The sequence below is a fragment of the Flagellimonas zhangzhouensis genome, from assembly GCF_900102925.1.
Classification (GTDB): Bacteria; Bacteroidota; Bacteroidia; order Flavobacteriales; family Flavobacteriaceae; genus Flagellimonas; species Flagellimonas zhangzhouensis.
In genome coordinates, this window is the sequence record NZ_FNKI01000002.1 from 677276 (window position 1) to 701722 (window position 24447).

19 protein-coding genes are annotated in these 24447 nt (G+C 41.3%); 16 read left to right on the forward strand and 3 right to left on the reverse strand.

The window, feature by feature from the left end:
• Positions 1 to 13 precede the first annotated feature (13 nt).
• The 16 genes from BLQ18_RS09925 to trxB all read left to right on the forward strand — a co-directional run bounded on the left by BLQ18_RS09925 (position 14) and on the right by trxB (position 21621).
• Positions 14 to 1564, forward strand: coding sequence for a RagB/SusD family nutrient uptake outer membrane protein (locus BLQ18_RS09925; protein WP_090294928.1), 1551 nt, complete (start codon positions 14 to 16; stop codon positions 1562 to 1564).
• A gap of 23 nt (positions 1565 to 1587) precedes the next feature.
• Positions 1588 to 3960, forward strand: a complete 2373-nt coding sequence (locus BLQ18_RS09930) for a LamG-like jellyroll fold domain-containing protein (RefSeq protein WP_090294931.1) — start codon at positions 1588 to 1590, stop codon at positions 3958 to 3960.
• Positions 3961 to 3998: 38 nt separating this feature from the next.
• Complete coding sequence (locus BLQ18_RS09935) at positions 3999 to 5360, forward strand: glucoamylase family protein (protein WP_090294934.1); 1362 nt, start codon at positions 3999 to 4001, stop codon at positions 5358 to 5360.
• A 3-nt stretch (positions 5361 to 5363) separates the two neighbouring features.
• Positions 5364 to 6737: a glucoamylase family protein gene (locus BLQ18_RS09940; protein WP_090294937.1), complete on the forward strand. Its 1374-nt coding sequence runs from the start codon at positions 5364 to 5366 to the stop codon at positions 6735 to 6737.
• A 1-nt stretch (position 6738) separates the two neighbouring features.
• Positions 6739 to 7542 (forward strand): carboxylesterase family protein, encoded by an 804-nt coding sequence (locus BLQ18_RS09945; protein WP_090294940.1) that lies wholly within the window; start codon positions 6739 to 6741, stop codon positions 7540 to 7542.
• A 12-nt stretch (positions 7543 to 7554) separates the two neighbouring features.
• A complete protein-coding gene (gene bglX / locus BLQ18_RS09950; protein WP_090294943.1) occupies positions 7555 to 9822 on the forward strand; it encodes a beta-glucosidase BglX in 2268 nt (755 codons plus the stop codon).
• Between the two features lie 194 nt (positions 9823 to 10016).
• Positions 10017 to 10847 carry an endonuclease/exonuclease/phosphatase family protein gene (locus tag BLQ18_RS09955; RefSeq protein ID WP_090294946.1) on the forward strand — a complete coding sequence of 277 codons (831 nt, stop codon included), beginning with the start codon at positions 10017 to 10019 and terminating at the stop codon, positions 10845 to 10847.
• A gap of 213 nt (positions 10848 to 11060) precedes the next feature.
• Complete coding sequence (locus tag BLQ18_RS09960; protein ID WP_090294948.1) at positions 11061 to 11516, forward strand: (2Fe-2S)-binding protein; 456 nt, start codon at positions 11061 to 11063, stop codon at positions 11514 to 11516.
• Positions 11517 to 11532: 16 nt separating this feature from the next.
• The gene (locus tag BLQ18_RS09965; RefSeq protein ID WP_090294951.1) at positions 11533 to 13737 is read left to right on the forward strand and encodes a xanthine dehydrogenase family protein molybdopterin-binding subunit; all 2205 of its coding nucleotides are present in this window, start codon (positions 11533 to 11535) and stop codon (positions 13735 to 13737) included.
• A gap of 466 nt (positions 13738 to 14203) precedes the next feature.
• Complete coding sequence (locus BLQ18_RS09970) at positions 14204 to 15658, forward strand: arginine decarboxylase (RefSeq protein ID WP_090294954.1); 1455 nt, start codon at positions 14204 to 14206, stop codon at positions 15656 to 15658.
• 20 nt (positions 15659 to 15678) lie between these two features.
• The gene (gene speB, locus BLQ18_RS09975; RefSeq protein WP_090294956.1) at positions 15679 to 16617 is read left to right on the forward strand and encodes an agmatinase; all 939 of its coding nucleotides are present in this window, start codon (positions 15679 to 15681) and stop codon (positions 16615 to 16617) included.
• The gene (locus tag BLQ18_RS09980; RefSeq protein WP_090294959.1) at positions 16610 to 17584 is read left to right on the forward strand and encodes a deoxyhypusine synthase family protein; all 975 of its coding nucleotides are present in this window, start codon (positions 16610 to 16612) and stop codon (positions 17582 to 17584) included. Before speB ends, BLQ18_RS09980 begins: the two co-directional genes overlap by 8 nt.
• Positions 17585 to 17586: 2 nt before the next feature.
• Positions 17587 to 17907 carry a hypothetical protein gene (locus BLQ18_RS09985; protein WP_090294961.1) on the forward strand — a complete coding sequence of 107 codons (321 nt, stop codon included), beginning with the start codon at positions 17587 to 17589 and terminating at the stop codon, positions 17905 to 17907.
• An 11-nt stretch (positions 17908 to 17918) separates the two neighbouring features.
• Positions 17919 to 18722: an RMD1 family protein gene (locus tag BLQ18_RS09990; RefSeq protein WP_090294963.1), complete on the forward strand. Its 804-nt coding sequence runs from the start codon at positions 17919 to 17921 to the stop codon at positions 18720 to 18722.
• A 12-nt stretch (positions 18723 to 18734) separates the two neighbouring features.
• Complete coding sequence (gene rimK / locus BLQ18_RS09995; RefSeq protein ID WP_090294966.1) at positions 18735 to 20105, forward strand: 30S ribosomal protein S6--L-glutamate ligase; 1371 nt, start codon at positions 18735 to 18737, stop codon at positions 20103 to 20105.
• A 547-nt stretch (positions 20106 to 20652) separates the two neighbouring features.
• Positions 20653 to 21621, forward strand: a complete 969-nt coding sequence (gene trxB, locus BLQ18_RS10000; protein WP_090294968.1) for a thioredoxin-disulfide reductase — start codon at positions 20653 to 20655, stop codon at positions 21619 to 21621.
• A 66-nt stretch (positions 21622 to 21687) separates the two neighbouring features.
• Here the strand turns inward: trxB and BLQ18_RS10005 are convergent, their stop codons facing one another.
• The 3 genes from BLQ18_RS10005 to BLQ18_RS10015 form a co-directional block, all read right to left on the reverse strand.
• Positions 21688 to 22131, reverse strand: a complete 444-nt coding sequence (locus tag BLQ18_RS10005; RefSeq protein WP_090294971.1) for a hypothetical protein — start codon at positions 22129 to 22131, stop codon at positions 21688 to 21690.
• 197 nt (positions 22132 to 22328) lie between these two features.
• Positions 22329 to 23369 (reverse strand): aminotransferase class I/II-fold pyridoxal phosphate-dependent enzyme, encoded by a 1041-nt coding sequence (locus BLQ18_RS10010; RefSeq protein ID WP_090294974.1) that lies wholly within the window; start codon positions 23367 to 23369, stop codon positions 22329 to 22331.
• A complete protein-coding gene (locus BLQ18_RS10015; protein WP_090294976.1) occupies positions 23369 to 24379 on the reverse strand; it encodes a dipeptide epimerase in 1011 nt (336 codons plus the stop codon). The genes BLQ18_RS10010 and BLQ18_RS10015 overlap by 1 nt, the downstream gene beginning before the upstream one ends.
• Positions 24380 to 24447 lie beyond the last annotated feature (68 nt).

The window sequence follows — 24447 nt, forward strand, 5'->3', positions numbered from 1 at the left end:
AAAGAAAATTGTGATGAAGAATAGTAACAACCTATTATATAGAATGGCATGGGTGCTGATTGCGATAATCACTTTGCAATCCTGTACCGATAAGTTTGAAGACATAGAAGGTCAGTTGAATGCCGATGACCTGGATTACACGGCCACCGAAGATATGGTGCAAGCCTTGGTGGGATCCTACTACATTATTGCCACAAGAGGATGGGAAGAGCCTTTATTGCTTTCCGTTCGTGGAGACGATGTTAATGCAGGTGGTTTGGGTGACCAACAACCTTTTGCAGATACAGATAACTTTGTATACGCCCAAGGATATTGGATGTACAACTCCCTTTGGAATGTGCACTACGGTGACATCGTACAGTTAAATACGCAAATTGAGTTGATTGAAAATTTCAAGGATTTTGCCAATGAAAGTGAAAGCGCAATGGCAGACCAATACATTGCAGAAATAAAGGTAATGCGTGCATGGTTGCATTTTAACTTGGCAAGAGTTTGGAGCGATGTGTTCATTATAGAATCTACACAACCTGATGCTGAAATAGCGGACGGACCTGTTTCCAAGCAGCAGATGATGCAATTTATCTCTGACCAAATGGATGAGGCCATTCCGTTATTGCCAAACATGAGGCCGAACGAAAGAACCGACATTCCAGGTGGAGTTACACGGTATACGGCTTATGCTTTAAAAGCCATGGCACATTTGGAAATGGAAGATTATCAAGGCGTGGCCGATGCTACTGCCGCGATCATCAATTCCAATAGATTTTCATTGCACCCAGATTTCTACAGCTTATTCAAAAAGCCAGGAGAGTTGAGCGATGAGAGCATCTTTGAACTTCAATTTTCGGATTACGGTTCAAGTACGGGAGATACCTTCTATCACTTATATGCACCGTTTGGACCTCAAGGTTGGACTCCAGCAAGAGAAAATGCATCTGGTGGATGGGGCTTTTATGAGCCAAGTATGAAATTCATCAAATTTATGTTGGATAGAGGAGAGACCGAAAGATTGGAAACCAGTGTTTTATTTACGGATAGAGGTATTGCAGAATTACAGGCCGATCCAAATTATGCAACCTTGCCAGCTTTCGTAAACAACACCACAAGGGATGGTGATCTGATCAACGATTACGCAAGAGCCCTTTTTGCCAGTGGTAAACACTATTTACCATCCGTTCAATTGACCGATCAGCGAAATGACTACGCAGGTGGTAAAAACATGATCGTAATGCGCTACGCAGAAGTATTGTTAATGTATGCAGAAGCCTTGACCCGTGGGGCCAGTGGTTCTGGAATGACAGCGGACCAAGCGGTAAACCTTGTGAGAACAAGAGCAGGAATGCCTTCAGTTTCAGGGTTATCCTCAGATGACGTAATGGATGAGAAATTTGCCGAATTGGGCATGGAGTGGGGTATCCGATTCTACGATATGATCCGTTTGGACAACTACTCCGAATTGAGCTACGATGGTAGAACCTTTACGGCCGACAAAGAGCTATTGCCTTATCCACAAGCACAGTTGGATGCACTTCCAAGTTTGGGAGGAAGTGGAAGCGACGATTAAACTAACTAAATAAACAACACAAGATGAAATATATAGTAAAATCCATTTGGATGCTTTTGGGGATTCTGGTGATTTCTTGTAACGAAGGAATTGACCCCATTACCGCAGTGGATGCAGGTGTGGACGAATCAGCGCCACAGGTGACCATTACATATCCGACAGAAGGAGTGGAGCTTATGCCATTCGAGGAAGAAACTTCCATAGATATTGCGTTCGAGGTAACTGATGACATCGAAGTTTCAAGCGTTTCCGTGGCCATGGATGGGTCTCAAATTGCTTCCTTTTCTTCGTTCAAGGATTATAGAATTGTATTGGAAGAAGTAACCTACGATGGATTGGGGAATGGTGACCACGTAGTGACCGTTACCGCAACCGATATCGAAGGCAAAACCACTACAGAAGAAGTGAACTTCGCCAAGTTGGCACCTTACAGTGCTCAATTTGATGGTGAAGTATTCTACATGCCGTTCAATGCCGATTACATGGACTTTATTAGCTTCCAAGAAGCAGGTGAAGTAGGGAACCCTGGCTTTTCAGGTGATGGATTTTTGGGTGCTGATGCTTTTGAAGGAGCTGCAGATTCGTATTTGACATTCCCAATGGACGGACTTAAAAGTCCTGAATTCAGTGCAGCGTTCTGGTACAAGGTAAACGCTACACCAGATAGAGCAGGAATTTTGGTAGTTGGTGATGATGCTGATGACAGAAACCAAGGTTTCCGTTTGTTCCGTGAAGGCAATGCCGACGAACAGCGCATTAAAGTGAATGTGGGAACAGGTGCAGCAGAAAGTTGGAATGATGGAGGTGTTATCGATGTGACCGCAGGAGAATGGGTGCACGTAGCAGTTTCCATTTCACAGACACAGAGTACCATTTATTTCAATGGAGTTGAAATGCTAACAGCTGATTTGCCAGCCCCAATCGACTGGACAGGTTGTGAGGAACTACATATAGGTTCAGGCGGACCAACTTTTGATTACTGGAACCATGGTTACGATGCAAGTCAAATGGACGAGCTTCGTATTTTCAATAAGGCTTTGACGCAGAGTGATATTCAAATTATGATCAATGCTGCCAACCCATATATGCCGCAATATGCAGGTGAATCGTTGTACATGCCTTTTGATGGTGATTATATCGATTTGATTGGAAGCAAGGCAGCAAGTACAGTAGGTTCTCCAAGTTTCACGGATGAAAGTCAAGTGGGTGGTCAAGCCTATTTGGGAGCTACCGATTCATACATCAACTATCCAGCAGAAGGATTAATGTCTGCAGAATTCAGTGGGTCATTCTGGTACAAAGTGGATTCCACACCAGATAGAGCGGGTATTATCACCATAGGTGATGATGCTGCAGACCGAAACCAAGGTTTCCGTTTGTTCCGTGAAGGTAGTGCTGACGAACAACGCATTAAAATCAATGTGGGCACAGGAAGTGGTGAAAGTTGGAACGATGGTGATGTTATTGATGTAACAGCTGGGGAATGGGTGCATATTGCATTTACCATTTCGAGTACCGAAAGTGTAATTTATTTTAATGGAGCAGAAGTTTTGTCTTCCGCCATGTCCGCTCCAATCGATTGGACAGGTTGCGATACCTTCACGATCGGAGCAGGAGGACCTACCTTTGATTATTGGGGTCATGCTTCCGATAACAGTATCATTGATGATTTGAGATTCTTCAGCAAAGCATTAACTGCGGAAGAAGTGGCTGAGGTTTTTGGAGGTGAAGTAACACCTAAAAACTTCGGTTCAACATTGTACATGCCTTTTGATGGGACCAACGTAGATGACAGTTCAGGTTCAACAGCTACTGTTGAGGGAACTCCAGGATTTGCAGGAGAAAGCGTTGTGGGTAGTGATGCCTATGCAGGTGCTACCGATTCGTACTTGACATTCCCAATAGATGGATTGTTCAGTAACCAATTTAGTGGGGCATTCTGGTATAAAGTGAGTGGAGACCCTGACAGAGCAGGTATCTTGACCGTTGCTCCTCCAATGAATGGTACAGATAACGATTTGTCATCAGGATTTAGATTGTTCCGCGAAGGAAGCGCAGATGAACAACGTATCAAACTTCACTTGGGAACCGATGCAGGTGATGTCTGGAACGATGGTGATGTTATAGATGTAACTGCAAACGAATGGGTACACGTGGCCTTTACGGTAACAGAAACACAAACATTGATTTACCTTAACGGAGAACCTGTGGTGAACACAGGCGATATGGATGGAAAGACCATTAGTTGGGCGAATTGCACCATCCTTTCCATAGGATCAGGAGCCCCTAATTTTAGCGGTTGGAACCACCTTTCCGATTCAAGTTTTATCGATGATCTATTCCTATTCGATAGAGCATTGACACAGGAAGAAATTCAAGAAATAATGAATAATTAAGTGCTCAGCACTTCAAATTATCAGAATATTTAGTTTGTATGAGGTTAATTTTAATTCCATTGGCCATTGCTGCCCTAATCATAGGGTGCGATGGCCAAAAAACTAAGCAAAAAGTCAATTCCATTGAAATTAATGCGGACAGTCTAGCCCTTGCCGATGAGGTAATGTTGGACACGCTTCAGTACCAAACCTTCAATTATTTTTGGGAAGGAGCGGAACCCATTTCAGGATTGGCTAGAGAACGAATGCACATGGATGGGATTTATCCCAATCACGATAAGGATATCATAACCACGGGAGGTTCAGGATTCGGACTTATGGCCATTTTGGTCGGAGTGGAAAGAGAATTTATCACCCGTGAACAAGCCTTGGAGCGTTATGAGCGCATTGTTAATTATTTGGATAATGCCGATCGTTTTCATGGTGCATGGCCACACTGGTTATTGCCATCAGGAAAAGTAACCCCATTCAGCAAAAAAGATAATGGCGGGGATTTGGTGGAAACTGCTTTCTTGGTGCAAGGACTACTCACCGTAAAAGCGTATTTTGAAAACGGAAATGAGCGCGAACAACAGCTTGCCCAAAAGATTCAAGAACTTTGGGAAGGTGTGGAATGGGACTGGTACACTAAAAATGGCGAAGATGTGCTGTATTGGCATTGGAGCCCTGAGTACGAGTGGGAAATGAATTTCCCTGTTGGAGGTTACAACGAAGCCTTGATCATGTATGTATTGGCTGCCGCATCGCCTACACATTCCATTGAAAAGTCAGTGTACGATAAAGGTTGGGGAGTCGATGGACAAATCACCAAGGATACCACCTATTATGGTTTGGAAACCGAAATGAACCATTATGAACATAGCGATGCACCTGTTGGACCATTGTTTTGGGCACATTATTCTTATTTGGGATTGAAGCCAAAGGAACTGAAAGATCAATTTGGCGACTATTGGAAATTGAACCAAAACCACGCATTGATCCATTACAAATATGCAGTGGACAACCCAATGGATTTTGAAGGTTATGGTGAAGATTGTTGGGGTATGACCTCCAGCTACTCCATGAAAGGGTATGCAGGGCACCGTCCTGGTGAGGATTTAGGCGTGATTTCACCCACGGCCGCACTTTCATCTATGCCATATACGCCTGAAGAAAGCATAAAATTCATGAGGTTTATGTACAATCAACAAGATAGTTTGATTGGAAAATATGGTCCTTATGATGCTTTTAGTTTGGAATTTGATTGGTACTTACCCAGATATTTGGCCATTGATCAAGGTCCAATCCCTGTAATGGTTGAAAACTATCGAAGCGGATTGTTCTGGAAACTGTTCATGGCCAATGAAGACGTTCAAAAAGGCTTAAAGAAATTGGGATTTGAAAGCCCAAACATAAAATAGTAAATGATTAAAAATGCTTTATATCTCATTCTTTTCTCCACATTGATTTTCTCATGTGGAGGAGGGGATGATTATACCTATATTCCAACCACTCCAGAATTACCTGGTAAAGGTTCCAATGGTGATGATACACCTACAATTTCTGATGAAGAACTTTTGGATTTGACCCAAGAAACCACTTTTAAATATTTCTGGGATTATGCCGAAGCGAATTCTGGCGGAGCACGGGAGCGATATCATCCCGATGACCCAGGGAATAGCGCCAATGTGGTTACTGCTGGAGGTACAGGTTTTGGCTTGATGTCCATTTTGGTGGGAATCGAAAGAGGTTTTGTGACCCGATCAGAAGCAGTCGATCGATTGAACACCCTTTTGGATTTTTTGGAAAATGCAGATCGTTTTCACGGTGCTTGGTCCCATTGGATCAATGGAGAAACTGGTGCTGTAATTCCATTCAGCTCCATGGACAATGGAGGTGATTTGGTTGAGACTGCATTTCTGGCTCAAGGTTTGATCTGTGTGAAAGAATACTTCAAGAATGGTTCCGATGCAGAACAGGCATTGGCACAACAGGCCGATGATTTATGGAAAGGTGTAGAATGGGATTGGTACACACAAAATCAGAATACCTTGTATTGGCATTGGAGTCCCAACTACAATTTTGATATGAACATGCAGTTGAAAGGCTATAACGAGGTGTTGATCACCTATGTGATGGCCGCTGCATCTCCCAATTTCGGGATAGATAAGGAAGTATTTACCAACGGATGGGCCTCGGGAGGGGGAATCCGCTCTTCGAATACACAATATGGTTACCCACTATTGGTAAAACATAATGGAAACGAGCAATTTGGAGGCCCCTTATTTTGGGCGCATTATTCTTATCTGGGATTAGATCCAAGAAATCTTTCCGATGATTATGTGAATTATTGGGATGTGAATGTGAACCATACCATGATCAATTATGAGTATTGTGTGGACAATCCAGATTATTTTCAGGATTATGGTGAGGATTGCTGGGGATTGACGGCTAGTTATTCACGTAACAATGACGGAACCATGGAGTACAATGCCCATAGCCCGAGTAACGACACTGGAGTGATATCTCCCACCGCTGCAATTAGCTCAATTCCATACGCGCCCGAAGAATCTTTGGCTGCAATGCATTATTTTTATAGGAATAGTGATGATTTATTGGGCCCTGTTGGATTTTACGATGCCTTTAGTCCAGAATACGACTGGGTGGCCGAAGCCTATTTAGCCATTGATCAAGGACCACAGATCATCATGATTGAGAACTACAGAACTGGATTGCTTTGGGACCTTTTTATGGCGAATGAAGACGTTCAGGCTGGTTTAACCAAACTAGGATTTTGATATGAAAAAACTTTGCACTTTAATCTTGATGATGTTTGCTTGTACTTTGGTTTCCGCTCAATGGCAATCCAAATACAAATCTGAAATGCTTGTTGATGGAAACGATACCTTACGATATCGCATCATGTATCCAAAGAATTTTAAGGAAGATGGAAATTATCCCGTAGTGTTGTTTCTTCACGGCGCGGGTGAACGCGGTAGTGATAACGAAAAACAACTGTGGAACGGGGCAAAATTGTTTGCCACGGATTACCTACAAGAACGTTATCCCGCTGTAGTTATATTTCCGCAATGTCCAACCGATAGCTATTGGGCCAGAGTAGATGTGGATAGAAGTTCCTATCCGATAGGTCTGGATTTTAAATACAAAGATGGTCCCACTAAACCTATGCAAATGGTAATGGACCTGCTTCAAACAACAATAGACCAACCCTACACCAAAGATAATCAAGTTTATTTGATGGGACTTTCCATGGGAGGCATGGGAACTTTTGAATTGTTGAGCAGAAAACCAGATACCTTTGCGGCCGCAATACCTATTTGTGGAGGTGGAGAACCAGAATCTGTATCCCTCTATGCCAACAACACGCCATTGTGGGTGTTTCATGGTGCCCAGGATAATGTAGTTCACCCTTTGCGGTCAGTTGAAATGGTGTCTGCTTTACTTGAAGCAGGGGTACATCCAAAATTCACCATGTACGATTTTGCCAACCACAATAGTTGGGACCCTGCATTTGCGGAACCTGACTTATTGCCTTGGTTGTTTTCACATATCAAGAATACAGAAGCAGATAAGTCAGAATAACAACCTTATATCATGCACTATAAAAAATTACTTTTAGCCTGTTTAGCGCTTTCTTTTTGGGGTGTTCATGCACAAAAAAGAGTTCCAGAGGTAGAAGCGCTATTGAACAAAATGACCCTTGAAGAAAAAATTGGTCAGTTGAACCTATTAACACCTGGTGGTGGAGTTGCTACTGGTGAGGTGGTGAGCAAAGATGTGGAATCCAAGATCAAGAATGGTCAAGTAGGTGGACTTTTTGGAGTAACTGGGCCAGACAAGGTTCGAATTGCTCAAGAAATTGCCGTTAAAGAAAGCCGATTAGGAATTCCATTGCTTATTGGATCAGATGTGATTCACGGGTACAAAACCACCTACCCAATTCCATTGGGGCTTTCGGCAAGTTGGGATATGGATTTGGTGCAAAAAGCCGCCCAATTGGCTGCCAAAGAAGCTACTGCAGATGGTATCAATTGGAACTTTTCACCTATGGTGGATATTGCCCGAGACCCTCGATGGGGTAGAATTTCGGAAGGAGCTGGAGAGGACCCTTATTTAGGCTCAAAAATTGCCGAAGCCATGGTGAAAGGCTATCAAGGCGATGATTTAGCTGCTTCCCATACCATGTTGGCTTGCGTAAAACACTTTGCCCTGTATGGAGCATCAGAAGCGGGTCGTGATTACCATACCGTGGATATGAGCAAAATCAAAATGTTCAACCAATACCTTCCACCTTACGAAGCCGCCATTAAAGCTGGAGCTGCAAGTGTGATGAGCTCATTTAATGATGTGGATGGAGTGCCTGCTTCTGGAAATAAATGGTTGTTGACCGATTTGCTGCGCGACCGATGGGGGTTTGATGGATTTGTGGTATCTGATTATACTTCTGTAAACGAAATGATCGCCCACGGTTTGGGGGATTTGCAAGCTGTTTCAGCATTGGCATTAAGAGCAGGTTTGGATATGGACATGGTAGGTGAAGGCTTTTTAACCACCTTGAAAAAATCCTTGGATGAAGGAAAGGTCACCGAGGCCGATATCACCAATGCCTGTCGTAGGGTATTGGAAGCAAAATACATTTCAGGATTGTTTGAGGACCCGTACAGATATTTGGATTCGAAACGTCCTAAAAAGGATATTTTAACGGAAGAAAATAGGACATTGTCCCGAAAGTTGGCCACGCATTCCTTTGTGTTGTTGAAAAATCACAATAACATACTCCCATTAAAGAAATCAGGTAAAATTGCCTTGGTAGGACCGCTGGCCGATAGTCGTGAGAATATGTTGGGAACTTGGGCGCCAACAGGTGATTTTAATCTTGCGGTGACCATTTTGGAAGGATTTAATAATGTCGCCTCAGGTGCAACTATTCAATATGCTAAAGGAGCCAATATTTCCGATGATGCCACTTTTGCCAAGAACGTGAACACGTTGGGCGAAAGAATCACAATCGATGCCCGTTCCTCAGAAGCCATGTTGAAAGAAGCAGTGGATTTGGCCAAAACTTCCGATGTTGTTGTAGCCGTAGTGGGTGAAGCTACTGAAATGAGTGGGGAATCCTCAAGCCGAACCGATATTTCAATTCCAGAAAGTCAAAAGAAATTGATCAGAGCCTTGGTAGCCACTGGAAAACCTGTTGCATTGGTGTTAATGAGCGGGAGACCGTTGACCATTCCCGAAGAATTTGATTTGCCCGTTTCCATTTTGCAAGTTTGGCATCCAGGTGTTGAGGCAGGAAATGCCATTGCCGATGTAGTTTTCGGGGATTATAATCCATCAGGAAAGTTGACCGCTACTTGGCCTGTATACGTGGGGCAAATTCCGGTGTACCACAGTGCAAAGGTTACGGGTAGACCCGCTCCCGAAAGTGGTGAATTCCAAAAATTCAGATCTAACTATTTAGATGCGCCAAATGCACCATTATTGCCTTTTGGTTATGGCTTGAGCTATACCACTTTTGAATACTCTAACTTAAGGTTGGACAAAAAAGAAATTGGTCAAGGAGCATCTATTTCTGCAACAATTACGGTAAAAAACACTGGTGATTATGATGGAGAAGAGGTGGTACAATTGTATTTAAGGGATGTGGTACGAAGCATCACGCCTCCCAAACGTCAATTGAAAGGTTTTCAAAAAATCATGTTGAAAAAAGGAGAGAGCAAAGAGGTGACCATCACCTTGTCTCCAGATGATTTGAAATTCTTTAATGCCCAATTGGAATTTGTTTCCGAACCTGGAGAATTTGAAATTTTTGTGGGAACCAATTCAGATGCCGATTTGACGGAATCCTTTATCCTAAAATAGAAGGACAAACATATAGAATGGTGGTTGTTGGGTTTATTTTTTGATGGTTTGTCAAAAGAGAAGACCCAACACTTCTTTTTAAGGATGCTCTGTGAGGATCATGGAAAACTACATAAAATAAAGGTATCGTAACATCCATGCTCCGAAAATTTGATAGTTTGCTGGTTTATTTTACATATTGAGCGATAAAACTGATGAAGAAAATTATATTCCTTTTGTGTGCCTTGGTAACCGTATTAAATGCGAAAAGCCAGACCATTGATGTTATTTCCTATAATATCCGATATGACAATCCCGATGATGCTCCGAACAATTGGGATAATCGAAAGGCGTTTCTTATTTCGCAACTCAATTTTTACAATCCTGATGTATTTGGAATTCAGGAAGGGTTGATTCATCAGGTGAAAGAAATCGATGAGGGCTTGGCCGATTACGCTTATTTTGGCATAGGTCGTGATCATGGGGATGAAAGGGGCGAGCATACCGCTGTTTTTTACAACACGACTCGCGTTGAACTGCTAGAGCAATCCACTTTTTGGTTATCCACTACTCCACAAAAACCATCCAAAGGATGGGATGCGGCTCTTCCTAGAACATGTACGTATGGCATTTTTCAACATAAAAGTGACGGTAAAAAGTTCATGGTCTTCAATACCCATTTTGATCATGTAGGTGTGCAAGCCAGAGCGGAAAGTTCCAAACTCATTCTTCAAAAAATAAAGGAACTTAATACCGAAAACTTTCCAGTGGTGGTGACTGGGGATTTTAATTTGGAGAGCGATAGCCCTGGGGTTCAGGTTATTTTAACCCAAATGAATGATACCCATATCGCTGCAGGCAAAAACGCTTTTGGACCTGATGGCACGTTCAATGGGTTTCAATTTAACAAACCTGTTCAGCGAAGAATCGATTACATCTTTGTTTCCGATGCCTTCGAGGTGCTAAAAAGTGCCATTTTAAGTGACTCCAAAGACACCAGATACCCTTCGGATCATTTACCTGTTTTTGCCAGATTAAAATACTAGACTTTAAGAAAGTCCAAGTAATGTCTTGGTAATTAAAGGTCTTTTTTATCGCTTATTTAAAGTTCTTGTCGTGACGTAGCGCCGTATTATTTATAATCATTTTATTTAATGGGTGTATTTCTTAAAACTTTTGTTAATATTTTTAAGAGGTTTGATTTATGTAGTTACCTTGAAGGGTAATTTTCTGTAAATTAGAAGAACTTAATTAACAACATGGCGACATTTACACTAAACATCAACGGAACAAAACAAGAGGTAGATGTAGACCCGTCTACACCTATGCTTTGGGTACTACGAGACCATTTAAATTTGGTCGGAACAAAATATGGATGCGGTATTGCACAATGTGGTGCATGCACCATTCACATGGATGGAACTGCAACAAGAGCTTGTATGCTTACGGTTTCATCAGTAGGTAACTCCGAAATCACAACTATAGAAGGCTTATCGGAAGAAGGCAATCACCCAGTACAAAAAGCGTGGTTAGAAGTAGACGTACCCCAATGTGGGTATTGTCAGGCAGGTCAGATAATGACAGCCTCTGCACTTCTGGAGAAAAACCCAAATCCAACTGACGAAGAAATTGAAATGGCCATGAATGGCAATATCTGCCGTTGTGGAACATACACCAGAATCAAAAAAGCCGTAAAACTGGCTGCTAAATCATAATCCAAAAACAACTATCATGACACTTGTAAAGACAAAAATAGGACGACGCGCCTTTATTCGAAATACAGGACTGGCCAGTGGTGGACTTGTTATCGGGTTTAATTGGTTGGCATCTTGTAAAATGACCCCAGAGCAGGTAAGTAGCTTGCCCAAAGAGTGGTTCGAACTCAACGGTTTTTTAAAAGTAGGGGATAATGGAATGGTGACCATCATGTCTCCCAATCCAGAAATTGGACAGAATATAAAAACAGCAATGCCCATGATCGTTGCCGAAGAGCTTGATGTGGCTTGGAAAGATGTGATTGTGGAGCAAGCGCCATTGAATACCGATATTTTTACTCGACAAATTGCAGGAGGTAGCCAATCCATCCGCCAGGGATGGGAAAGTCTCCGAATGGCTGGTGCCACTGCAAAGCAAATGCTAAAAGAAGCAGCGGCCCAATCTTGGGGCGTTTCTGCGGATGAAATTACTACCAAAGAAGGAATTTTATCGCATGAGGGAACTGGCAATGCTGCAGGATACGGCGAAATGGCTTCAGCAGCAGCTTCAATTGAAGTTCCTGAGGAAGTGCAATTAAAAGAAACCTCGGATTTCTCCATCATAGGTACCGATACCAAAAACGTGGACGGTAAGAAAATCGTTACGGGTCAACCATTATATGGTTTGGATGTATATAAGGAAGGGATGCTGACTGCCATGATTGTGCATCCACCAGCATTTGGTATGACCTATAAAGGTATGAATGCCGATGCGGTTAAATCCATGCCTGGAATCAAAGATGTGTTCCATTTTGAAGTATATCCCGAAGGCATCGAAAAACAATGGTCCGATCAAGGAGGTATTCCAGAATTGGTAGCAATTGTTGGTGATAGCACATGGGAATGTATGCAAGCCAAGAAGGCCTTGGAAGTGGAGTGGGAGCAAAGCTCCAAAGCAGAAAGCACCTCATACCACGATGAAGAACTATTGGCGTTATTGGAAAAACCAACTGAAACACCTGCCCGAAAGGATGGAGATGTGGATGCAGCATTTAAAAATGCAGCCAAAATTGTGGAAAGCACCTATTCAGCGCCGTATTTGGCACACAATACCATGGAGCCCATGAACTTTTTTGCGCATGTAACTCCAGAAAAGGCTGAATTGTTGGGGCCAATCCAAACGCCTGAGTTTGCAGAGAAAACTGTTGCAGCCCGTTTGGGTATGCCAGTTGAAAAGATTGATATTATGATGACCCGAATGGGTGGTGGATTTGGTCGTCGTTTATACGGACCTTTTGTGATTGAAGCAGCCGTGATTTCACAAAAAATGAATGCACCCATTAAATTGGTGTATTCCCGTGAGGACGATATGACCCAAGGAACCTACCGTCCATCTTATAAAGTAAAATATAAAGCTGGATTGGATGCTGATGGCAATTTGATTGCTTGGCATGTACGCGGAGCAGGAACCAATGATTCTTTGGTTTTTGAAGACCGTTTCCCAGCAGGAGCCGTGGATAACTATTTGGCTGAAAAGCACACCCTGGCTACCAATGTAACCACGGGAGCCTGGCGTGCACCACGTTCCAATTTTATCGCGGGAGCAGAGCAAGCTTTCATGGATGAAGTAGCAGAAGCATCAGGAAAAGATCCAATCGAATTTAGATTAGAGCTTTTTGACCGTGCTATGAACAACCCAGTAGGAGATCCTAAGAAAAATGATTATGATCCAGAGCGTTATGCTGGAGTATTGAAATTGGTCAAGGAAAAATCCGATTGGGCCAACAGCAATGGCAAAGCGAGGGGAGTATCTGCCTACTATTGTCACAATTCCTATGTAGCTCAAGTTTTGGATTTGGAAGACGGAGGCGGAGATATGCCACGAGTTGATAAAGTACATTGTGCGGTGGATTGCGGAATAGTAATCAATCCATTGGGAGCTAAAAACCAAATAGAAGGAGGTATTATTGATGGTGTTGGACACTCAACCTTTAGTGCTATGTCCTTCAAAGATGGTAAGCCAGAACAAAGCAATTTTGATCGATATCGACTAATTCGTCATTCTGAAGCTCCAAAAAATATAGAAGTACATTTTGTGGACAATGGTATAGACCCAACAGGCTTGGGAGAACCATCATTACCGCCTATTATTGCGGCACTTTCCAATGCCCTTTATAAGGCAACAGGTAGACGTTATTACAACCAGCCTTTCATTAATGAAAGACCACCATTGGTCGGTTAAAGGAAACTGGTTGAAAAAAGGAAATAAAAAAGATGGTCGTTCGAAGTTTTTCAACGGCCATTTTTGGTTTATTAAAATGAATATTAAATTTATTTAAATGTAAAATACTGAATATCAGTTTTTTGAATACGTAAAATTTTTATGTAAAAAAAGTTGTTGTATTCGTTTTTTATTTATGTTTGCCCCATAAATGAGTCCCCTTTTAACAGGACGCATTGCCTATAAGCTTTGAAATCTTTTTTCATATTCGGGCTTTTGGGGATAAGGAAGTCTACCCAAAAAGCCGTCTTAGGGATAAGACACCGAATACTAGGGCTGACTTCCGAAAAACAACACTTTTTTAGCCGTGATTTCTCACGGACACCCTTCTTTGTACCCTACACGGTATTTGAATTTCGCATCTGAAAAAACTGCTATTCCAGAACAATTTTCTTTTAGCTATTAATTACATTTTTTAGAAATTCAAATGAAGACAAAATATATCGACTTGATCGAGCAAACCTATGATTTTCCACAAGAGGAATTTCAATTGCAGGACAATAAATTACAGTTTCACGGTGTAGACCTCTATGAATTGGTGCAACGTTATGGAGCCCCTTTAAAATTCACCTATTTGCCCAAAATTTCAGATAACATTCAAAGGGCAAAAGGTTGGTTTGCTTCGGCCATTAAAAAGCACAACTACGCAGGTAAATATCATTATTGTTATTGTACCAAAAGCTCCCATTTTGAGCATGTGCTCAATGAGGCCCTTAAAAATGACATTCATATAGAAACGTCATCCGCTTTTGATATTGATATAGTTCAACATCTGAAACGAAACGGGAAAATCACCGATAAAACCTTTGTCATCTGCAATGGTTTCAAAAGAGACCAATACATTCAAAATATTGCAGGATTGATCAATGGAGGGCACAAAAACTGTATTCCGATCATTGATAATTATGAAGAAATCAATCTTTTGGGGCAATCCATTGAAGGGAAATTCAAAATTGGGATCCGTATCGCATCTGAAGAAGAACCAAAATTCGAATTTTACACCTCTAGATTGGGTATTGGATATAAAAACATTGTTCCTTTTTACAATCAATCCATAAAAACCAATCCGCAAGTGGAATTGAAGATGCTTCATTTCTTCATTAACACTGGAATTAGGGATACAGCCTATTATTGGAACGAACTTATCAAATGTTTGAGGGTGTACATCAACCTTAAAAAAGTATGTCCAACTTTGGACAGCTTAAACATTGGTGGTGGATTCCCGATCAAAAACTCCTTGGCATTCGAATATGATTATGCCTATATGATTGATGAGATTATCAATCAAATTGGACAAGCTTGTGAAGAGGCTGGGGTAGATGTACCGAACATTTTTACCGAATTCGGAAGTTTCACTGTTGGAGAAAGTGGAGGAACCATTTATGAGATTCTCTATCAAAAACAACAGAACGACCGCGAAAAGTGGAACATGATCAACTCTTCTTTTATTACTACCATGCCTGATTCTTGGGCCATTAGTAAAAGGTTTATAATGTTGCCCATTAACCGTTGGAACGAGGAATACGAACGTGTGCTGTTGGGTGGCCTCACTTGCGATAGTGACGATTACTATAACTCGGAGCAACACATGAACGCTATTTATCTGCCCAAATACAAGAAAGATAAAACCCTTTATATCGGATTTTTCAATACAGGGGCATACCAAGAAACCATTGGAGGATTTGGCGGCTTGCAACACTGTTTAATTCCGCACCCAAAGCACATATTGATCAATAGGGACGAAGAGGGTAATATTGTGACTTCTGTCTTTGCCAACCAACAAACTGCTGGCGAGTTCATGTCCATTTTAGGATATGGAACCGAAAAAGATCCAGGCACCATTCTTAAATCAAACGAGTTGCCTGCCCATAGCAAGAACTGATTTCATATTTTAATTTTTAAATGAAAACAACCAAAACATACGCCGGTATTCCAAAGGAATACGGCTCGGCCGAAAAGGCCAAAGTAGTGCTATTGCCCGTTCCCTACGATGGAACCAGTACCTGGGGGAAAGGGGCCGACAAAGGTCCAGAAGCCTTTTTAGAGGCTTCGGACAATATGGAGACCTACGATATTGAAACCGATAGCGAGGTGTACAAAGAAGGGATTTATTTGGCCGATGCCATTAATGACTTTGCGACCCCTGAAACTATGGTGAATGCCGTGCACAAAATGGTGAAAGAGTACATTAAGCGAAACAAATTGGTGACCATGGTAGGTGGTGAGCATTCCATCTCCATTGGAGCCATCCGTGCGTTTAATGAATGTTTTGATGATTTGACCGTGTTGCAATTGGATGCACACACCGACTTGAGAAAAGAATACAATGGCACAAAATACAACCATGCCTGTGCCATGTACGAGGCCAATGAGACCACTAATTTGGTGCAAGTAGGTATCCGTAGCATGGATCATACCGAAACCTTGGTAATGGACAAGGACAAGGTTTTCTTTGCCCACGAAATGGTTTCCGATGATTTTTGGATGGATTCTGCCTTGGATTTAATGACCGACAATGTCTATATTACATTTGATTTGGATGCTTTAGATCCTTCCATTATGCCATCAACGGGAACTCCAGAGCCTGGAGGACTGTTTTGGTACGAGACCCTTGACTTTTTAAAAAGGGTTTTCGAAGAGAAAAATGTAGTTGGTTTTGATATTGTGGAACTATGTCCGAACAACGTGGACAGGTCATCCGACTTTTTAGCGGCAAAACTTTACTACAAAATGTTGAGTTATAAATTTTTAAAAGAAACCGAATACGGTGAAGAGGGATTCGATAGCGGAAAATCCGACTATAAGAAATCTGTAAACCAATTAGACGACTTCGATGAATAACAAAGGAGAAATATCACAATTTATTCAAAAGTATTTTTTGCATTTCAACTCCGCGGCATTGATAGATGCGGCCAAAGGGTATGAAGCACAACTGGAACAAGGCTCCAAAATGTTGGTGTCCTTGGCGGGAGCTATGAGTACAGCGGAATTGGGCAAAATTTTTGCTGAAATCATCCGTACCGATAAAGTACACATCATTTCTTGTACAGGAGCCAACCTTGAGGAAGATTTAATGAACTTGGTGGCGCATTCACACTACAAAAGAGTGCCCAACTACAGGGATTTAACTCCGCAGGAAGAATGGGATTTATTGGAAAAAGGGTTAAACCGAGTTACCGATACCTGTATTCCTGAAGAAGAAGCATTCCGTCGTTTGCAAACACACATTTATGATATCTGGAAAGAGGCCGAAGCTAAAGGAGAGCGTTACTTTCCGCACGAATTCATGTACAAATTGTTGTTGAGCGGCGTATTGGAGCAATACTACGAAATCGACATCAAAGATTCTTGGATGTATGCAGCAGCAGAGAAAAACCTACCTATTGTGGTCCCAGGATGGGAAGACAGCACTATGGGTAACATTTTCGCTAGCTATGTGATTAAAGGTGAGCTAAAAGCCAGCACCATGAAATCTGGAATTGAGTACATGACCTTTTTGGCTGATTGGTACATGAAAAACTCAGAAAAAGGAATAGGTTTCTTCCAAATAGGTGGTGGTATCGCTGGGGATTTCCCGATTTGTGTGGTACCCATGCTGTATCAAGATTTGGAGCAGACCGAAACACCTTTCTGGAGCTACTTCTGCCAAATCAGTGATTCCACAACCAGTTATGGATCCTATTCAGGTGCAGTTCCAAATGAAAAAATCACATGGGGTAAATTGGATATTGACACTCCAAAATTTATTGTTGAATCGGATGCTACCATCGTGGCACCGTTGATTTTTGCCTACCTATTAAACATGTAATCATGGGAAACAGACAAAATATTGCATTGAAAAGAGTAATCGTTGATTACAAAAAATTGGATAATCGCATGCTCAACTTATTGGTTGAAAAGTTTCCCGATGGATACGATGATGATGACATCGTAACCTTCCGAAATGCCAATAATGAGGTGGTGGAATGTGTGGAAGTGCGGACAGAGGATACTGCTTATTTGGTAAAAGTGAGTAAACGATTGGTGATGGCCATGGAGGATTTTGATGATTCGGACAATGACTCCGATGCTGATACTGACACAGAAGCTTCCTTGGATACCGATGAATTGGAAAACTCTGAAGAAGAGTAACAACGTAATTTGTGGAAAAACAAACCCAACAAGGCAGTAAGGCAGTTGCCTTGCATTTGGCCTCCAATATTCAAATTCCTGCCGTAAGAAAATCGATTCAAAAACAGTTGGTTTTTGGGGATAGGGATGAGCTTTTCTATTCCGAAGATGGGTGTTACCTCTATATTTTCAAATATGGAATAGTATCATTTTTTGGTTATGATGATGCGACTATAAGTCAAATCCTAATGGAATTGAAGCCTTTCTGCGAAGATTGGCGTGAATCAGATTTAACTGAGGATTTGTATGTGGATTTAGTTTCGGATGAGACCAAAACCACAGTGACAGGAAACAAAGTGGTTCTTCAAAAGTCCAATGAAGAGGGGATGCGTTTAACCCTATTGCACTTGTCCCAATCCGTTGCCCTCGATTATTTTGCAGGACTTTCGGAACAAATCATGAAAGAAACCAGGGGACATACTACCTATTTGGAGGAGAATGGCAAACTGGATCTTGGAGGTAAGGCGCTGAAAAAACACATTGGAAGAGTCTTGAATATTAATAACCAAATCTCGGAGAACCTTTATATTTTTGATTCCCATGAAGTGGCTTGGGAAGATGGGGAACTGGATAGACTGGATAAGGCTCTTAAACAAATCTTTGATTTAAAGGAACGCTACAGAACCATAAAAGAGCAGGGGAACATTATCAAGGAAAACCTGAGCTTGTTCAAAGATATTATGGATCATCGGGAAAGTAGTAGGCTGGAATGGATCATAATTATCTTAATTTTGGTCGAAGTCATGGATTTGTTTATCATGCGATTAATAACTTAAAAAGAATACGATTTGGACAACTTAAAGATATTGGGAACAGAGGAATGGTGCCGTTTTGAAGAAATGGGTATACCTGCCATAAAGGCGCGGGTAGATTCTGGCGCAAAAACATCATCGATCCAAGCCAATAAAATTAAGGTTTTCAGCAAAGGATTGGAGCAATGGGTACGATTTGAAGTAAACCCGCTTCAAGATAACCGAAGTATTTCCATTTTGTGCCAAGCAAAATTGGTCGATACCCGAAATGTGAAAAGTTCGCAGGGAATTTCGGAAGAACGTCCTGTGGTTAAGACGCATGTAAATATTGGTGGAAACATTCAAGAAATTGAATTGACTTTGGCCAATAGGGATACCATGGAATATCGGATGTTGTTAGGACGCGAAGCTATTAACGAAAGATATTTGGTGGATCCGTCCAAGAGTTTTTGTCAAGGCGATATTTCCGATGAGGAACTTGAGATAAAATACAAGCCCTATATGCCCGAAAAATCGGGATTAACGATTGGGCTGCTGGCGAGTAATCCTAACCTATACAGCAATAAAAGGATTGTAGAGGCTGGTGAAATGCGTGGTCACAAAGTGGTGTTCCTTAATGTGGAGCATGCTTACATGAAGTTGGATGCTAGTACCCCTGAAATTAGATATAGAGGAGGAAACATTCTAGATAAATTTGATGCAGTAATCCCCAGAATTAAACCAGCCGTTACCTTTTACGGATGTGCACTGTTACGGCAGTTCGATACTTTGGGAGTGTATTGTTTAAATTCTTCAGATTCCATTAGTAAATCAAGAGATAAGCTGTTTGCATCCCAATTATTTTCTAAAAACGACATTCACATTCCTACAACAGGTTTCGCAAAATCCCCCATGGACACCAAAGACCTTATTCGAATGGTAAACGGTGCTCCATTAATTATCAAATTGTTGGAAAGTACCCAAGGAAAGGGAGTTGTTCTGGCTGAGACCAATAAAGCTGCTGAGAGTGTGATTAATGCCTTTAAAAGTGTACAGACCAATATTTTGGTACAAGAATTCATCAAGGAGGCCAATGGACAGGATATACGTTGCTTCGTAGTGAACGGAAAAGTGGTTGCTTCTATGCAACGACAAGCTCAGAAAGGTGAATTTAGAGCCAATATTCACCAAGGAGGAGCTGCATCCAAAATTAAAATCACTCCCGAAGAACGCAAGCTGGCCATTAAAGCAGCAAAAGTATTTGATTTGGCAGTGGCGGGGGTCGATATCATTCGTTCCAATAAAGGACCATTATTGTTGGAGGTGAACTCTTCACCAGGTCTGGAAGGAATCGAAAATACTACTGGCAAGGATATTGCCAACATTATGATCGAAACCATCGAAAGGAAATTGAAGTATAGTTTATAGTCAAAGAACTGTTGTTCATATTGATTATCTACTTCGAACGGTGATTTTGTAATATTTTCCTACATAGCACTTCTATTTCTCAAATATAAACTGAAAAGGGGCATCCGTTAATGGAGAAGCCCCATTGGTTAATTCACCTACTTTCTTTTGGTGTAACCATAGTATGTTTGTTACCAGTTAATACGAGCTATTTAACTACAAAAGAAAAACCTCTGAATAGGATGGGGTGATTATAGGGTACTATGTGTTCTTTACCTAAATCTTATTTAAAAAAGAGAGGTTCCGTTACGCCAAGGGATTTTTGAGGTTGAGTCTCTTGGTGGTAACGGTTTTAAAAAACTCAAATCTAAGTTCCCTTAAATTTGACCTACTTTTTTTCGGAAAGGAGCCATTGCAATGGCTCCTTTTTACTTTGAGTTTACTGCAACCATATGCTTTTCTTGTTTATCCCCAATTGTTTACAACTTTTAAAAGGCACCAAGGGTCTCCATTGTAAGTTTTTGACCAAAACAACTACTTTTGTAAGGTAACAGTAGAGTAGAATTTTATGTCAGAACAAGTGGAAAGAATTAAGACGTTGATCATTGGGTCTGGACCAGCAGGTTATACGGCAGCTATTTATGCCTCAAGAGCAGATTTAAAACCGGTAATGTATACAGGAATGGAACCAGGTGGGCAGTTGACCACCACCACAGAAGTAGATAACTTTCCTGGATACCCTGAAGGTATCGATGGACCAACTATGATGATGCAGTTGCAGCAACAAGCGGAACGTTTTGGTACCGAAGTGCGTATCGGAATGATCACTGCAGTTGATTTTAGTGATGAGGTAGGAGGTATTCATAAAGTTACCGTGGACGATTCCAAAGAAATAGAAGCAGAAACAGTGATTATTTCTACAGGAGCTTCTGCCAAATATTTGAATTTGCCCAGTGAACAGCGATTAAGAGGAGGTGGAGTATCTGCCTGTGCCGTTTGTGATGGTTTCTTTTATAAAGGTCAGGATGTAGCCATTGTTGGAGCAGGAGATACTGCTGCAGAAGAAGCGTCGTACTTGGCCAATATTTGTAAAAAAGTGACCATGTTGGTGCGTAAAGATCATATGCGTGCTTCAAAAGCCATGCAGCACCGTGTGAACAGTATAGAAAATATTGAAGTAAAATACAATACCGAAGTTGATGAAGTATTGGGAGATCAAGTAGTGGAAGGATTGCGAATGGTGAACAACCAAACAGGTGAGAAAGAAGAAATCGAAATCACAGGATTGTTCATTGCAATTGGTCACAAACCCAACACCGATATTTTTAAAGGTCAATTGGACATGGATGAAACGGGTTACATTATTACCCAACCAAAATCCACCAAAACCAATAAACCTGGAGTTTTTGCCAGTGGCGATGCTCAAGATAAAATCTACAGACAGGCAGTTACCGCCGCAGGAACTGGTTGTATGGCCGCGTTGGATGCTGAACGTTACCTTGCAGCAGTAGAAAGCAAAGAAGTTATGGCTTCCTAAAAGAAGTTAAACGGTTTAAATTAAAAAGGCACTGAATTTTCAGTGCCTTTTTAGTTGAATGTCAACTCAATCAATCCGCTTGTAATTCTCTGAAAAAGTTCGGTTACCCTCACCATCAACAGTTATCTGACTAAACTGATCTTTGGTAATTATCAGCTCAAATTTAAAATTCCGCATGGTGTCCAAGGCTTTCATCATATCATCATCCCCATATTCAATAACCTCGATCAAAGAGTCGTTGGTAACCTTGTAAGACCCGTATCCAAATCGTCCATTAGGCTCGTCTGGTACATATCGGGTCCACATAATTTTATTTTTCGAATACATTTTAACTTGTCGGTACCCATCCGATTTGGTGATTGTATCCGTAATGTTCACACCGTCGTAGTTGTAAAAACTTTGAAGCTCCCAGGTTCCCTCAATGGATGGACGGTTGGTTTCTAAAGTCTTAAAACTTCCGGTCATTAAGAAAACAAAAACAATTGCTAGTAATAAAACAGATTTTTTCATAATGCCCTACTTTTTTATTCTGGATTAGATTACTAAAAAGTTAAGAATAAAATTTAACATTTTTGAAAATATGCACTTAAATATTGAGTATGTTGTATTTTTTGTGTAGAATAATTATAAAAACATTAATCAATACACTGGATTTTGAACCTAAAGGGTGACAATTGATTGGATTCTAATTAAAAGAGAACTAAAAATTAAACCAAGGAGTTGATGCAATTGACCAGTTTAAGGATGTCCTCCTTTTGATGATAGGCACTCAATACAATTCTGCTGACCAGTGGGCCTGATTCATCAGGGTACCTGAAATTGGTAAAAAGAAAACCTTCTGCTTCTAAAGTTTTGGCGATTGAAGCATTGGTAAATTCAAAAGAGGGATGACCATCCAAATGATTGAAAAATTGTGGATGTTTTAAATGTTCTTTGAATGTGGCATGATTTATCCGCAGTTTTGCCAATCGTTCCGAATAAATATCTTGGGCATCTAAAAGTGTTCCCATGAAAGCGGGTGATGCGGGACTGGCTCCTCCAAAAAATCCTGTGTTTTTTAAGACTTGGATATCTTCTTCATCCCCAAAAATTGCTCCAGCTTGAATTCCCAATGCTTTTCCCAAAGAGCAACATACCATTAATTTAGCAGGATTTAGAACTTTTAGTTTTTCATAAGCACCATTTCCAGTCTCTCCAACTACACCAATCCCATGCGAATCATCCCCAATTAAAATGACCTCTTCCATTGGAAGTTGTTGTAATGCGTCGAAATTTGGAAACAAGTCATCTTCAAAATCGATGGTGTCAAAAAGAATAACAGGTGTATTACCTTGGTCAATTTCTGATAACAACTTTTCTTTTATAGATGCAATTGAATTAACCTTTGTGACTCCTTGCGTATGTAGAGCAATGTGTGAGTTTGGTGTCGCAAATAATGAATGACCTTGTTTCAAATACGTTTGAATCAGTAATTGCGCGGCCAAATACCCAGAAGACATGGTCAAGCAGGCTTCGCTTCCTACCCAATTGACCAAATGGCTTTCAGCTTTTGCATAAACATCCAAAGAAATATTGGATTTTCTGGAAGCTCCGTATTGCAATCCACATTGCTCCATCTGTTGCAAAAACAATTGCTTGAAAGGAGGGTAATCCTGAACACCCAAATAGGCCGTACCACCAAAATAGAGGTAGGGTTTGCCATCAACAATAACTTCCCGATTTGGTATGTTGGTTAAATTGTGGGCCATTACAACAGTTGGATGCCGCTACCAGGTAATTTTGGAAAAATAACTTCGCCGTTTTCCAAAATGGTTACCCCACTGGCAATATCTTCTTTCAAGAGCATGGCTCCATCCATATCCACATAATCCAGCTGCGGCAAGAGTTGCGCTATGGCTGAAATACCCACGGAAGACTCGGTCATACAGCCCACCATCAATTGAAGTCCCAATTCTCGTCCTTTTTTGATCATGCGTCGGGCAGGCGTAAGACCGCCACATTTGGTCAATTTTATATTGATGCCATGAAAATACGGGCCGCATTTTTCAACATCCGATTCCACAATACAACTTTCATCGGCGATTACGGGCAAAACAGATTGTTCTCGAACCAATTTCATGCCCTCCCAATCATCAGCTTTTAAGGGTTGTTCCAAAAATTCTACCCCAAGTTCCTTTAGGATTGGTGCGTTTTTTATGGTTTCTTCAGCCGTCCAAGCAGTATTCGCATCAATTCTGAAAATAGCATCGGTATATTTTCGAAGTTCTTGCACAATGGCAACATCTTCTTTGGTACCCAATTTAATCTTGTAAACAGGCCAAGGTTTCTCTTTGAGTTTCTCCACCATTTTGTCAATGCTCGCAATTCCTATAGTGTAATTGGTGGTAGGGTAGCGGCTGCTGTCTGTGCCCCATATTTCATAAAGGGGTTTGCCTTGCAGTTTGCCAAAAAGGTCATTGGCGGCTAAATCCAGTGCACAAAGGGTGAATTTGTGCAGTCCCATGGATTCCAGATGCTCATAAAAGTTTTCGGGCGAGTCCAACTCATAACTTTCAATGGCAGCGCTGTTCGATTCTATTTCGCCCATCATTTTTTCGATGGTGATGCCATAATAAGGGTTGGATGTTGCCTCTCCATACCCTGTTTTTCCGTCATGGGATAAACAAACAATCAAAGTATCCTGCTCATCGCGAGATTCTCTGGAAATGGTAAAGGTATGGGCAAGTTTTAAGGTGTACTTTTTTAAGGCTATCTGCATGGGTCAAATAAATTAGAGTCCCGCTAAGATAGCTTTTCAGGCAAACATAATAAAGACAAAAGCCCACT